Raw genomic sequence first — 12198 nt, forward strand, 5'->3', positions numbered from 1 at the left:
ATTTCGAACTGGCTGCGGATCCGGTTTTGCTGTTAAAAAACCGGCTCTGCCTTTCATAGTTTGGAGTACAGCCTTATGAGCCAATGGCCAGACACGCGCATTGTTGACCTGCTCGGCATTGAACTGCCGATCATCCAGGGCCCGATGGCCGGCGCGACGAATTCGTCCATGGTCATCGCCGTGTGCAATGCCGGTGGCCTGGGTTCGATGCCGGCGGCGATGCTGAGCATCGAGCAATTGCGCGAAGAGCTGAACACCATTCGCCACCACACCGACAAGCCCTTCAACGTCAACTTCTTCTGCCATCAGCCACCGCCGGCCGATGAGCAGCGCGCGCGTGAATGGAAGCATTTGCTGGAACCGTACTACCGCGAACTGGGCGCCGATTTCGACGCACCGACGCCGGTGTCGAACCGAGCACCGTTCGATGCGGCAGCCTGCGCAGTGCTGGAAGAATTTCGACCTGAGGTTGTGAGTTTCCACTTCGGTCTGCCAGAGAAATCCCTGCTGGATCGGGTCAAGGCGACCGGGGCGAAAATTCTGTCCTCGGCCACCACTGTCGATGAAGCGATCTGGCTGGAGCAGAACGGTTGCGACGCGATCATCGCCATGGGCTACGAGGCCGGCGGCCATCGCGGCATGTTTCTCAGCGATGATCTGAGCAGTCAGGTCGGCACGTTTGCCCTGGTGCCTCAGGTGGTCGATGCGGTGAAAGTGCCGGTGATTGCTGCCGGGGCCATCGCCGATGCTCGCGGTGTGGCAGCGGCATTCTTGTTGGGCGCTTCAGCAGTGCAGGTCGGCACAGCCTATCTGTTCACGCCGGAAGCGAAAGTCAGCGCCGCTCACCACAAAGCACTGCGCACCGCCAAAGAGAGCGAAACAGCGATCACCAATATTTTCACCGGGCGACCAGCGCGGGGTATTCTCAACCGCGTCATGCGCGAGCTGGGTCCGATGTCGTCGAAGGCACCGGCATTTCCCTTGGCCGGTGGTGCACTGATGCCACTGCGAGCGATCAACGAAACAGAGTTTGCCAACCTCTGGGCCGGTCAGGCATTCACTCTCGGTAAAGACATCGGCAGCGCTGAGCTGACCCGGCAATTGGCCGAAGGTGCATTGGCAAAACTCACTCGCCAGTGACGCTAACCAGAGTGAGGATTCAAGCATCCTCACTCTGCTTTTAAGCAACGCTTCCCGTTTGGCGGCATTTCGCTATATATTTCGCTATATAGCGAATTCACCCCCTCGCATCGGCGCAGTCCACGTCCAACAAAAGCGCCCTCTGCACTCGCCAACACGGAGCTGTTACATGACCATTCGTGCCCCACGTTTTGCCCCTACCTGCCTGGCCTCTTTACTCGCCGTCTTCGCCATTGGCGCTGCTCAGGCTGATGAGGTGCAGGTGGCGGTAGCAGCCAACTTCACCGCGCCGATCCAGGCCATCGCCGCCGATTTTGAGAAAGACACCGGGCACAAATTGGTGGCTGCCTATGGCGCCACTGGCCAGTTCTACACCCAGATCAAGAACGGCGCGCCGTTCGAAGTGTTCCTCTCCGCTGACGACACCACCCCGGAAAAACTCGAAAAAGAAGGCGACACCGTCAAAGGTTCGCGCTTCACTTACGCCATCGGCACTCTGGCGCTGTGGTCGGCGAAAGAAGGTTATGTCGATGCAAAGGGCGAGGTGCTGAAAAACAACGAGTACCAGCACCTGTCCATCGCCAACCCGAAAGCGGCTCCCTACGGCCTCGCAGCCACACAAGTGCTGGAAAAACTCAAACTGACCGAAACCACCAAAGCCAAGATCGTTGAAGGCCAGAACATTACTCAGGCCTACCAATTCGTTTCGACCGGCAACGCCGAGTTGGGTTTTGTCGCCCTGTCGCAAATTTTCAAGGACGGCAAAGTCAGCAGCGGTTCGGCATGGATCGTCCCTGCGAGCATGCACGACCCGATCAAGCAAGACGCCGTGATCCTCAATAAAGGCAAAGACAACGCCGCCGCCAAAGCCTTGGTTGAATACCTCAAAGGCCCGAAAGCCGCTGCGGTAATCAAGTCTTACGGATACCAGCTGTAAATGTCGCTGACGAGTGCCGATTTCGCGGCGATCTGGCTGACCCTGAAACTGGCGTCCCTGACCACCGCGATCCTGCTGGTTGTCGGCACTCCGATTGCCCTGTGGCTGTCGCGCACCCGTTCGTGGTTGCGCGGCCCGATCGGCGCGATCGTCGCCCTGCCCCTTGTGTTGCCACCGACCGTCATCGGTTTCTATCTGTTGCTGATGATGGGCCCGCACGGGGTTCTCGGCCAATTCACCCAATGGCTGGGTCTGGGCACCCTGACTTTCAGCTTCACGGGCCTGGTGATCGGTTCGGTGATCTATTCCATGCCATTCGTGGTGCAACCGTTGCAAAACGCGTTCTCGGCGATCGGCACCCGCCCACTGGAAGTCGCCGCTACCCTGCGAGCCAACCCGTGGGACACTTTTTTCAGCGTGATTGTGCCGCTCGCGCGCCCCGGCTTTATCACCGCAGCTATTCTTGGCTTCGCCCATACCGTCGGCGAATTCGGCGTGGTGCTGATGATTGGCGGCAACATTCCCGACAAGACCCGCGTGGTTTCCGTACAAATCTACGACCACGTCGAAGCGATGGAATACGCACAGGCGCACTGGCTGGCCGGGGCGATGCTGGTGTTCTCGTTTCTGGTGTTGCTGGCGCTGTACTCCAGTCGCAAAACCCGCGCAGGCTGGAGCTGAGTGATGATTGATGTACGTCTTAACATTGCCTACTCGGGCTTCAGCCTCGACGTCGACCTGAACTTGCCGGGGCGTGGCGTGACCGCGCTTTATGGGCATTCCGGCTCGGGTAAAACCACCTGCCTGCGCTGTATCGCCGGGCTTGAGCGCGCCGAACAAAGTTTTATCCGGATCAACGACGAAATCTGGCAGGACAGCGCCAACGGCATTTTCGTCCCGCCGCACAAACGTGCGCTCGGCTATGTGTTTCAAGAAGCCAGCCTGTTCCCGCACCTGTCGGTGCTGGCCAATCTGCAGTTCGGCCTCAAGCGTATCGCCAGATCCCAGCGTCGCGTCGACATGGCGCAAGCCACCGAGCTCTTGGGCATCGGTCATCTGCTCGAACGCCATCCGCAGCACTTATCGGGGGGCGAACGCCAGCGAGTCGGTATCGCCCGCGCGTTGCTGACCAGCCCGAAGCTGCTATTGATGGACGAGCCATTGGCGGCGCTCGACAGTCAGCGCAAAAGTGAAATCCTGCCTTACCTGCAACGCCTGCATGACGAGCTGGATATTCCGCTGCTGTACGTCAGTCATGCTCAAGATGAAGTCGCACGGCTGGCCGATCATCTGGTCTTGCTCAGCGAAGGCAAGGCGTTGGCCAGCGGCCCGATCGGCGAAACCCTTGCGCGTCTGGACCTGCCGATGGCGATGGGCGATGACGCGGGTGTAATTATTGAAGGCCAGGTCAGTGCTTACGATGCGGAGTATCAATTGCTGAGTCTGCAATTGCCGGCCACCGACATGAGCATCCGTGTCACGCACGCGCCGATGGCAGTGGGTCAGGCCCTGCGCTGCAAGGTACACGCTCGCGATATCAGCCTGACCCTGCACAACAGCGAGGTCAGCAGCATTCTCAATCGACTGCCGGTAACGGTGGTCAGCGAACAATCGGCAGACAACGCCGCTCACGTGCTGATTCGTCTCGATGCCGGCGGCACCCCGCTGCTCGCGCGCATCACGCGCTACTCCAGAGATCAGTTGGGCGTACATCCGGGCCAGTCATTGTGGGCGCAGATCAAAGCGGTCGCGGTTCTCGCCTGAATCATTCGGCACGACGGCAACGGCGCGCGGTCAATCGTTTTACAGACCGCCGCGCCATTGAAGGAAACCGCCATGCCCGACACCGAGCTGATTGCCGAACTGCCCTCCGATCTGCATTACGTCGATGACACCCAGCCCGGTATCACCCGCAAGAAGCTGCGCGGCAAGTTCAGCTACTTCGAACCGTCAGGTCAGCGCATAACCGACACCGACGAAATCAAACGCATCAATGCCCTCGCCGTGCCGCCCGCCTACACCGACGTGTGGATCTGCGCGGACCCGCGTGGCCACCTGCAAGCCACCGGCCGTGATGCCCGTGGCCGCAAGCAATATCGTTATCACGCTCGCTGGCGCGAAGTGCGCGATGCCGACAAGTATTCACGCCTGCGCGAGTTTGGTCTGGCGTTGCCAAAATTGCGCAGACAACTGGAGGCACTGTTGGACGCACCCGGTTTCAGTCGTGACAAGGTCATGGCCACGGTGATCACGCTGCTCGACGCCACACTGATTCGCGTCGGCAACACGCAATACGCCCGCGACAATCGTTCCTACGGCCTGACCACCCTGCGCAGCCGACATGTCGAGGTCAACGGCAGCGCGATCCTGTTCCAGTTTCGCGGCAAAAGCGGCATCGAACACCAGATCACCGTCAAGGATCGACGCCTGGCCCGCATCATCAAACGTTGCCTGGAGATTCCCGGGCAGAACCTGTTTCAGTACCTGGATGAAAACGGCGAACGACATAGCGTCAGCTCTTCCGACGTCAACGCCTACCTGCAAACTCTGACCGGCGCCGATTTCACCGCCAAGGATTACCGCACTTGGGCGGGCAGTGCCTTGGCGCTGGCGGTGTTGCGCGAGTTGCAATGGGAATCCGAGACGGAGGCCAAGCGGCATGTGGTGGAGATGGTCAAAGGCGTCGCCAAGCAATTGGGCAACACCCCGGCGGTGTGCCGCAAGTGCTACATCCACCCCGCGGTGGTGGAGAAATTCATGCTCGGCGCCCTCGCTGAACTGCCCCGGCCGCGTGTGCGCAAGGGCCTGCGTGCCGAGGAAGTGGCATTGGCGATGTTTCTCGAACAAATGAGCGAGATGACCGAAGCCCCTTGATCCACGGCAAAACGTCATCTAGGCTAGCGACCTTCTCCTCCTCCCCGGACGACCGCAGAAGTGAACAATCCAGCCTTCTAAAAATGTAATCGCGACAGGCCGCTCTCGGCGCTTGTCAGTGTTCACGACATTTTTTGGAGGTGCCGATGACTCACGTCTCGCGTACAGCCGCACTCGTTTCCCTGAATCAACTGGGCTTTCAGTTCGCCAATGGCGCAACGCTTTTCGAAGCCCTGAACCTGAACTTCGATGGTCAACCGACCGCTATCGTCGGGCGCAATGGTGTCGGCAAGAGTGTGCTCGCACGTTTGATTGCCGGGCATTTGCAGCCTGATTTCGGCAGCGTGGCACGTTCAGCGTCCGCGCACTATGTCGCGCAAACCTTGGTCACCACACATGGACAAACCGTAGCTGACGCCACAGGAACAGCCACGGTGCTCCGCGCACTGGAGCGACTGCAACTCGGTTGTGCCACAAGCGAAGATTTCGATCTCATCGGCGAACGCTGGGACCTGAGCGAACGCTTGCGTGAAATACTTGATGAGACCGGGATGAGCGATATCACCGCGACGGACCTGACCGAAAACCTCAGCGGTGGCCAGCAAGCCAGAATTGCCTTGATCGGCGCGTTGCTGAGTCAGGCGCAATTGCTCGTCCTCGACGAACCCACCAATCACCTCGACACTGCCGGTCGACAGTGGCTGATGAGCGCACTTGATCGCTGGCAGGGCGGACTGATTGTCGTCAGCCATGACCGACAACTACTGGAGCACATGCAGCGAATCGTCGAACTTACACCGCTGGGGGCAACTGTTTTCAGCGGAAGATTTTCGGCGTTCACCGAGCAGCGCCGGATACATCAACAAGCCGCGCAGGCACAACTCGATCAGGCCCGTACCGAGCGTCAGCGCGAACGCACGCGACTGCAACGCGAGCACGATACGATTCAGCGCCACGCGGCTGGCAGCCGGCGCAATGCGCAAACTGCCAACGTTTCTGCCTTCGAACGGGCGGCGATGAAAGCGGCCGCGCGGGACATCACGGGGCAAACAAAGGTTGGCCATCAGGCACGCAAATCCGAACTGGATGAACGCGTTCGTGAGGCTTACGCCAAGGTCCCGCTGGACGACGGTGTGCTGATCAATTTGCCGGGCAGCGTGGTTCCAGATAATCGCCGGGTGTGCACACTCGTCGACGCCTGTTTGCCATGGTTGTCGGCAGACGCGCCCAGCTCTCGGCTTGACCTCGCCATTCAAGGGCCGATGCGCATTGCTGTCAGCGGTCCTAACGGTTGCGGCAAATCAACGCTGTTGAGATTGCTGGCTGGCGAGTGGGCACCCGTGAGTGGCGAGTGCATCACCCATGTGCCTTTTGCCTTTCTCGATCAACAGCTGAAACTGCTGGATCCCGATGCATCTATTGTCGATCAATTGCTGACACAGCAGACGCCTTTGAGCGAAGGGACGCTGCGCAGTTACCTCGCTCAACTGCAACTGGATGCGCAGCGTGTCACCCGACCTTGCGCCTCACTCAGTGGTGGTGAACGCTTGAAAGCCGCGCTCGCGCTGGCGCTGTGGCGCCAGACACCCGCACAACTACTGCTGCTGGATGAGCCCACCAATCATTTGGACCTGGCGTCGGTGCAGGCCTTCGAACAAGCCTTGCGGACATTTCCCGGAGCGATTATCACGGTGTCCCACGATCAGGCGTTTCTAGAGTCGTTAAACCCAAGCCATCATTTGACTTGGCACCGCGAAGGCTGGCGCTGGCAACCGACGAGCTGAGCTGTCTATTTTTTGCACGATTGCCAAGGGCTTCTATAGTTGATCTGACACGAATCAGCTGCGGTGACGCCATGGAAGACATTTTCGTCGTGAAGCGTTGCAACAAGATCATCATTCACGGTCGACGCGCCGGAGACAGTCAACATGATCCCGCCGAAGCCACTGGCTGGTTTCGCATCTGCGACACTCGCACCGGCGGTTTTATCGGCGACGGCTTCGACGCAGAGCAGGACGCGCAGCGCGAATGCAGGCGTCTCAACGCAGCCAGTTCCCCACTACCGGCCCGCGCGCCGTCCGGCTGATGCCGATCAGAAGCGGGTCTATACTGAAACCAGCTGAAGGAGCAGCACCCCACGGCAGAAGGCTCGCAACACGCGGGCTTTTTGCTGCAGCTCAGGTTTCATAGAACGGAGGTGTTCCATGTCCGAAAAAGAGTCCATCACCACCCTCCTCACCCTGCTCGACGCTCGGCAAGCGCGCCTCGCGGCCGCCTGCAAAGAGATCGCCGACTGGGTCGACCACCAAGGCGGACATCCAACCGCCCTGCGCATCCGTGACCGGCTGAACGACATAGAGAAAGATGCTCCGCTGATTCGCAATACGCTGTCGGCGCTCAAACCCCTTGATCGGCCACTGCCTCGGTTCAGATGACCTCGACCCGGCCAGGGTTTCAGGAATTTGCTCATTAGCGGTGACACATGGGTCACCGCGCATGTGTCTGGCCGCTATGTTTCTTTTTCCAGTTTTTCACATGACCAATACATCCGCGCGACTACAGTGAAATCACTCCTTTGCAAAGTAACGCCCTCACCCGCCCGCATGCGGGTGTTTTTTTGCCAATGCCCAAACGGCGAACGGTTGCAGTTCGTAAGTTGTCATAACTTATACATGTCGCAAAGGAGACAGTCATGGTTACCCATTTCAGCGTCGACGGGCATCTGGCCTGCGGCCACAAAGGCAAACAACTGTCGGCAAGTCGCGAACTCAATCGCGTGAAGTGCCGCAGTTGCCGCAATACCGATGCCTACAAGCAGGCACGAAAGGATCAGCGCAACGCCACCCGCCGCATGGCCCGTCAGGCCAAAACCTCGCACGGCGCAACAAATTGGCGCGCAGAATGGATCGAGCGCCTGACCGCCATGGCCGGCCTTCAGCGCTTGCCTCGCGGCTTTAGCGGGCAAGCATTCGTCTAGCAGCGCGTATAAGCAAGGCACAAAAAAGGCCTGCATGAGAAAACTCATGCAGGCCTTTAATATTCAAGGTGCCGCGCGGCGTTGTCCGAACATCCACATGGACTCAATCCCGCCAATCTGGAGAGCCTCGCTTTAGCACAAATGAGGCACCGAAGGATGAACATACGTTCATCGAAAACATGGCTCGATGCGTCTAGGCTGCGGGTTCCGACATAGTGACTACAGGAGTAACCCACCATGTTCTCGCACGAAAGCATCCCGCTTGTTGCCATCTTCATCATCATGCTCATAGGCGTGCTTACCGCCTTCCTACACCCGGTGCACGCGATCTTCAGCTGGCTTCGGAGACGGATTGAAAGATCTTCCTCTCGCTCTTCGAAAGAAGTAGATTCGCGCTGAATTTTCCACGACGAGCCCGGATACGTCCGGGCTTCTTATTCGTAACGCCTGCAAACTGCCGATAGCAGCCAACGGCCTCCACACACCTTTGCCTGCAAGCCCAAGGGATGGGATTGCACCAACTTCAGCGCGTTTACGACCTGGATTGCGACCCGGAAACAAACAAGGGTTTGCATCAGCTTTCGCCCGCAAACCCTTGATTCAAGATGGTGCCCGAAGCCGGAATCGAACCGGCACGCCCTTACGAGCGGGGGATTTTAAGTCCCATGCGTCTACCAGTTTCGCCATTCGGGCGGTAGCGCGGTGTTGCTGTGTTCTGCTGCACGGTAGCGATCCTGACAGGATCCAGCCTTGAACAGTAGTGCGGGAAATATATACATCACTTCCCGGTGAAGCAAGTTCGCAATGGCCGTTTTTCAAGACTAAATCTTGCAGCGCAGTGCAAATAAAAAAGCTCCGTAAATCATGGATCTACGGAGCTTGTTTATAGTGGAGGCCGAGGTCGGAATCGAACCGGCGTAGGTGGATTTGCAATCCACTGCATAACCATTTTGCTACTCGGCCTCAAAGTATTTGCTGTCAGTAGCACAACAACAAACACTGTACAAATTGGAGCGGGAAACGAGACTCGAACTCGCGACCCCGACCTTGGCAAGGTCGTGCTCTACCAACTGAGCTATTCCCGCTTGGTGATGCGCATTCTATAGAATTAAGAAGCTCCGTCAACCCCTTGATTCAAAAAAGTTTTATTTCTTTTCAACATCGGTCTTCAGGTGCGGCCAGGCGGCACGAAGGTATTGAACCATCGACCACAATGTCAGGCCAGCAGAGACCATCAGCAAGGCGTAACCCAGGATAACCCAGAAACTGAAGTCCTTTGGATTGGCCAGCAGGATTACCAGTGCGAGCATCTGCGCTGCGGTTTTCCATTTGCCGAGATTGGAAACGGCGACGTGGGCACGGGCGCCGAGTTCGGCCATCCATTCACGCAAGGCCGATACCACAATCTCGCGACCGATGATGACAGCCGCCGGCAGAGTGAGCCAGAGGTTGCCGTGTTCCTGGACCAGCAGTACCAGTGCCACCGCAACCATGAGTTTGTCGGCGACCGGATCGAGAAACGCACCGAAAGGCGTGCTTTGCTCCAGACGACGGGCCAGATAACCGTCCAGCCAGTCCGTCGCTGCCGCAAAGGCAAACACCGAGGCGGAGGCCATGTAACTCCACTGGTAAGGCAGATAGAACAGCAAAATGAAGATCGGGATGAGCAGGACGCGTAGAACGGTAATCAGATTAGGGATATTCATCGGCACAACTGGCTACGAGGTGAAGGGGCATTCTACTCGCTATGCAGGTTTGCATAAATCGACTCTGCGAGCTTTTTACTGATCCCCGGGGCTTTGGCGATCTCTTCGATGCTTGCACGAGACAGCTCCTGCAATCCACCAAAATGTTTCAACAAGTCGCGACGTCGGGTCGGCCCAACGCCGGCAACGCCTTCCAGCGTTGACGTACGGCGGGTTTTGCCGCGGCGTGCGCGGTGTCCTGTAATCGCGAAGCGGTGGGCCTCATCGCGGATCTGTTGAATCAGGTGCAGCGCCGGCGAATCGCCACGCAAGGTGAACTCATGCGCTGCATCATTCAGATACAACGTTTCGAAGCCCGCCTTGCGCGTAGCACCTTTGGCAACACCGAGGAGGATCAGGTCCGGCACGGCCAATTCGTTGAGAACATCTCGTGCCATCGACAGCTGGCCCTTGCCACCGTCCACTAGCAAGATGTCCGGCAACTTGCCCTCGCCTTCCTTGAGTTTGCTGAAGCGACGCGTCAGGGCCTGATGCATGGCGGCATAGTCGTCTCCCGCCGTGACCCCTTCGATGTTGTAGCGCCGGTAGTCCGACTTGATCGCGCCTTCCGGACCAAACACCACACAAGACGCGACCGTCGCCTCACCACTGGAATGACTGATGTCGTAGCATTCCAGGCGCTGCGGCGGCTCATCCAGGTTCAATACTTCGGCCAAGGCCTCAAACCGCGCGGCAGTGTGTTGACGGTTGGCCAGGCGCGCGCCCAACGCCTGCTCGGCATTGGTGACGGCCAGTTGCTGCCAGCGCGCACGCGTACCGCGCACCCGGTGACTGATGGCCAGCTCGCGACCACGCAACTCATGGATCGCTTCAATCAGAGTTGGAAAATCTTCATGCACCACGTTGACGATCAGCTCGCTCGGTAGATCGCGCTCAGGGCTGCTGATGAAGTATTGGCCGAGAAACGCGGCCATGACTTCCGACACATCCTCTTCGATACCGACTTGCGGAAAGAAATTCTTGCTGCCCAACACGCGCCCACCACGGACGCTGATCAAGTGCACGCAGGCGCCGCCCGGATTGACGAATGCCGCGACGACATCGATATCTCCCGTGCCGCCCTCCATGCTCTGTTGATCCTGGACTCGACGCAGCAGCGCGATCTGATCACGCAGTTCGGCAGCTCGCTCGAACTCCAGGTTGATTGCCGCCTCTTCCATTGCAGTCGACAATTCGTTGGTCAGCGCGTGACTACGCCCCTCAAGGAACATGACCGAGTGACGAACGTCTTCGGCATAAACCTCAGGCTCAACCAACCCCACGCAAGGCGCTTTGCAGCGTTTGATCTGATACTGCAGACAGGGACGGGTGCGGTTCCTGTAATAGCTGTCTTCACACTGGCGAACGAAGAAGGTCTTTTGCAGCAGACTCAGGCTTTCACGTATGGCGCCGGCACTCGGATAGGGGCCGAAGTACTTGCCTTTGGCTTTTTTCGCCCCGCGATGAATGCTCAGACGCGGGAACTGGCCGTCGGACAGAAATACGTAGGGATAGGATTTATCGTCGCGCAACAGGATGTTGTACGGCGGCCGCCACTCCTTGATCAGCGTCTGTTCAAGCAGCAGCGCCTCGGTTTCGTTGGCGGTGATGGTCGTTTCGACCTGCGCAATGCGCCCCACCAACGCGGCAGTCTTGGGCGCCAGACCGGTTTTGCGAAAATAGCTGGCCAAGCGTTTTTTCAGGTTCTTGGCCTTGCCCACGTACAACAGGCGTGCATCGCTGTCGAACATGCGATAGACGCCCGGCCGCCCGCTGACTGTCGACAGAAACGCGCCGGAATCGAATGTGTCAGTCATGGTCAGAGGCTGGCATCAACCATGCCGTGACGAACCGCCAACAGTGTCAACTCGACGTCGCTGCTGATCGAAAGCTTCTCGAAAATACGGTAGCGATAGGTGTTCACGGTTTTCGGCGACAGACACAACTTGTCGGAAATGATCTGTACCTTCTGACAGCCAACGATCATCAGGGCGATCTGAATTTCCCGCTCGGACAAGGCGTCGAAGGGCGAATCATTGGACGGCTGAAAGGACTTGATCGCCAATTGCTGGGCAATCTGCGGACTGATATAGCGCTGGCCGGCGAACACCAGGCGAATGGCCTGGACCATTTCCGGCAAACCCGCGCCCTTGGTCAGATAACCCGCGGCACCTGCCTGCAACAAACGTGTCGGGAAAGGATCCTCTTCACACACCGTAACCGCGACCACCTTGATGTCCGGATGACTGCGCAACAGTTTGCGCGTGGCTTCCAGACCGCCGATGCCAGGCATCTTGACGTCCATCAGCACCACATCGGGCTTCAACTCTCGGGCCTTGATCAGGGACTCTTCCCCGGATTCGGCCTGGCCAACCACCTGCAAGCCATCGATATCGGCCAGCATACGTGTAATGCCTGTACGAACGAGATCATGGTCATCGACCACTAGCACCCTAATCAAGCAGACACCTCGCGATATGGTCATATTGGGATGCCGGACACCTTAGCAAAAAGAGCCACACAGA

12 protein-coding genes and 3 tRNA genes are annotated in these 12198 nt (G+C 58.3%); 9 read left to right on the plus strand and 6 right to left on the minus strand.

Annotated elements, in window-relative coordinates; translation table 11 throughout:
• Positions 1–75: 75 nt before the first annotated feature.
• The 9 genes from CKW38_RS17135 to CKW38_RS17175 all read left to right on the plus strand — a co-directional run bounded on the left by CKW38_RS17135 (position 76) and on the right by CKW38_RS17175 (position 7928).
• Positions 76–1140 (plus strand): nitronate monooxygenase family protein, encoded by a 1065-nt coding sequence (locus CKW38_RS17135; protein WP_095113350.1) that lies wholly within the window; start codon positions 76–78, stop codon positions 1138–1140.
• A gap of 169 nt (positions 1141–1309) precedes the next feature.
• The gene (gene modA, locus CKW38_RS17140; protein WP_007912266.1) at positions 1310–2077 is read left to right on the plus strand and encodes a molybdate ABC transporter substrate-binding protein; all 768 of its coding nucleotides are present in this window, start codon (positions 1310–1312) and stop codon (positions 2075–2077) included.
• Complete coding sequence (gene modB / locus CKW38_RS17145) at positions 2078–2758, plus strand: molybdate ABC transporter permease subunit (RefSeq protein WP_095113351.1); 681 nt, start codon at positions 2078–2080, stop codon at positions 2756–2758.
• Positions 2759–2761: 3 nt separating this feature from the next.
• Positions 2762–3841 (plus strand): molybdenum ABC transporter ATP-binding protein, encoded by a 1080-nt coding sequence (modC, locus tag CKW38_RS17150; protein ID WP_095113352.1) that lies wholly within the window; start codon positions 2762–2764, stop codon positions 3839–3841.
• 72 nt (positions 3842–3913) lie between these two features.
• Positions 3914–4951 (plus strand): DNA topoisomerase IB, encoded by a 1038-nt coding sequence (locus CKW38_RS17155; protein WP_095113353.1) that lies wholly within the window; start codon positions 3914–3916, stop codon positions 4949–4951.
• A gap of 146 nt (positions 4952–5097) precedes the next feature.
• The gene (locus CKW38_RS17160) at positions 5098–6735 is read left to right on the plus strand and encodes an ATP-binding cassette domain-containing protein (RefSeq protein ID WP_095113354.1); all 1638 of its coding nucleotides are present in this window, start codon (positions 5098–5100) and stop codon (positions 6733–6735) included.
• A 71-nt stretch (positions 6736–6806) separates the two neighbouring features.
• Positions 6807–7037, plus strand: a complete 231-nt coding sequence (locus CKW38_RS17165) for a hypothetical protein (RefSeq protein ID WP_007912276.1) — start codon at positions 6807–6809, stop codon at positions 7035–7037.
• 118 nt (positions 7038–7155) lie between these two features.
• Positions 7156–7386, plus strand: a complete 231-nt coding sequence (locus CKW38_RS17170; protein WP_007912278.1) for a hypothetical protein — start codon at positions 7156–7158, stop codon at positions 7384–7386.
• 257 nt (positions 7387–7643) lie between these two features.
• Positions 7644–7928 (plus strand): hypothetical protein, encoded by a 285-nt coding sequence (locus tag CKW38_RS17175; protein ID WP_007912280.1) that lies wholly within the window; start codon positions 7644–7646, stop codon positions 7926–7928.
• Positions 7929–8534: 606 nt separating this feature from the next.
• Here CKW38_RS17175 and CKW38_RS17180 read toward each other — a convergent pair.
• The 6 genes from CKW38_RS17180 to uvrY all read right to left on the minus strand — a co-directional run bounded on the left by CKW38_RS17180 (position 8535) and on the right by uvrY (position 12134).
• Positions 8535–8621: transfer RNA gene (locus CKW38_RS17180), tRNA-Leu, on the minus strand.
• 196 nt (positions 8622–8817) lie between these two features.
• Positions 8818–8891: transfer RNA gene (locus CKW38_RS17185), tRNA-Cys, on the minus strand.
• 46 nt (positions 8892–8937) lie between these two features.
• A tRNA-Gly gene (locus tag CKW38_RS17190) sits at positions 8938–9013 on the minus strand.
• Positions 9014–9073: 60 nt separating this feature from the next.
• On the minus strand, positions 9074–9634 hold the full coding sequence (pgsA, locus tag CKW38_RS17195; protein WP_007950102.1) for a CDP-diacylglycerol--glycerol-3-phosphate 3-phosphatidyltransferase: 561 nt from the start codon (positions 9632–9634) through the stop codon (positions 9074–9076).
• Positions 9635–9666: 32 nt separating this feature from the next.
• The gene (gene uvrC, locus CKW38_RS17200) at positions 9667–11490 is read right to left on the minus strand and encodes an excinuclease ABC subunit UvrC (protein WP_095113355.1); all 1824 of its coding nucleotides are present in this window, start codon (positions 11488–11490) and stop codon (positions 9667–9669) included.
• Between the two features lie 2 nt (positions 11491–11492).
• Positions 11493–12134: a UvrY/SirA/GacA family response regulator transcription factor gene (gene uvrY / locus CKW38_RS17205; protein ID WP_016984198.1), complete on the minus strand. Its 642-nt coding sequence runs from the start codon at positions 12132–12134 to the stop codon at positions 11493–11495.
• Between the last annotated feature and the right edge of the window lie 64 nt (positions 12135–12198).

It is taken from the genome of Pseudomonas sp. Irchel 3H7 (genome assembly GCF_900187605.1).
Classification (GTDB): Bacteria; Pseudomonadota; Gammaproteobacteria; order Pseudomonadales; family Pseudomonadaceae; genus Aquipseudomonas.

Coding starts and splice junctions, on each gene's coding strand:
- CKW38_RS17135 (WP_095113350.1), top strand. CDS start 76: ATGAGCCAATGGCCAGACACGCGCATTGTTGACCTGCTCGGCATTGAA.
- modA (WP_007912266.1), top strand. CDS start 1,310: ATGACCATTCGTGCCCCACGTTTTGCCCCTACCTGCCTGGCCTCTTTA.
- modB (WP_095113351.1), top strand. CDS start 2,078: ATGTCGCTGACGAGTGCCGATTTCGCGGCGATCTGGCTGACCCTGAAA.
- modC (WP_095113352.1), top strand. CDS start 2,762: ATGATTGATGTACGTCTTAACATTGCCTACTCGGGCTTCAGCCTCGAC.
- CKW38_RS17155 (WP_095113353.1), top strand. CDS start 3,914: ATGCCCGACACCGAGCTGATTGCCGAACTGCCCTCCGATCTGCATTAC.
- CKW38_RS17160 (WP_095113354.1), top strand. CDS start 5,098: ATGACTCACGTCTCGCGTACAGCCGCACTCGTTTCCCTGAATCAACTG.
- CKW38_RS17165 (WP_007912276.1), top strand. CDS start 6,807: ATGGAAGACATTTTCGTCGTGAAGCGTTGCAACAAGATCATCATTCAC.
- CKW38_RS17170 (WP_007912278.1), top strand. CDS start 7,156: ATGTCCGAAAAAGAGTCCATCACCACCCTCCTCACCCTGCTCGACGCT.
- CKW38_RS17175 (WP_007912280.1), top strand. CDS start 7,644: ATGGTTACCCATTTCAGCGTCGACGGGCATCTGGCCTGCGGCCACAAA.
- pgsA (WP_007950102.1), bottom strand. CDS start 9,634: ATGAATATCCCTAATCTGATTACCGTTCTACGCGTCCTGCTCATCCCG.
- uvrC (WP_095113355.1), bottom strand. CDS start 11,490: ATGACTGACACATTCGATTCCGGCGCGTTTCTGTCGACAGTCAGCGGG.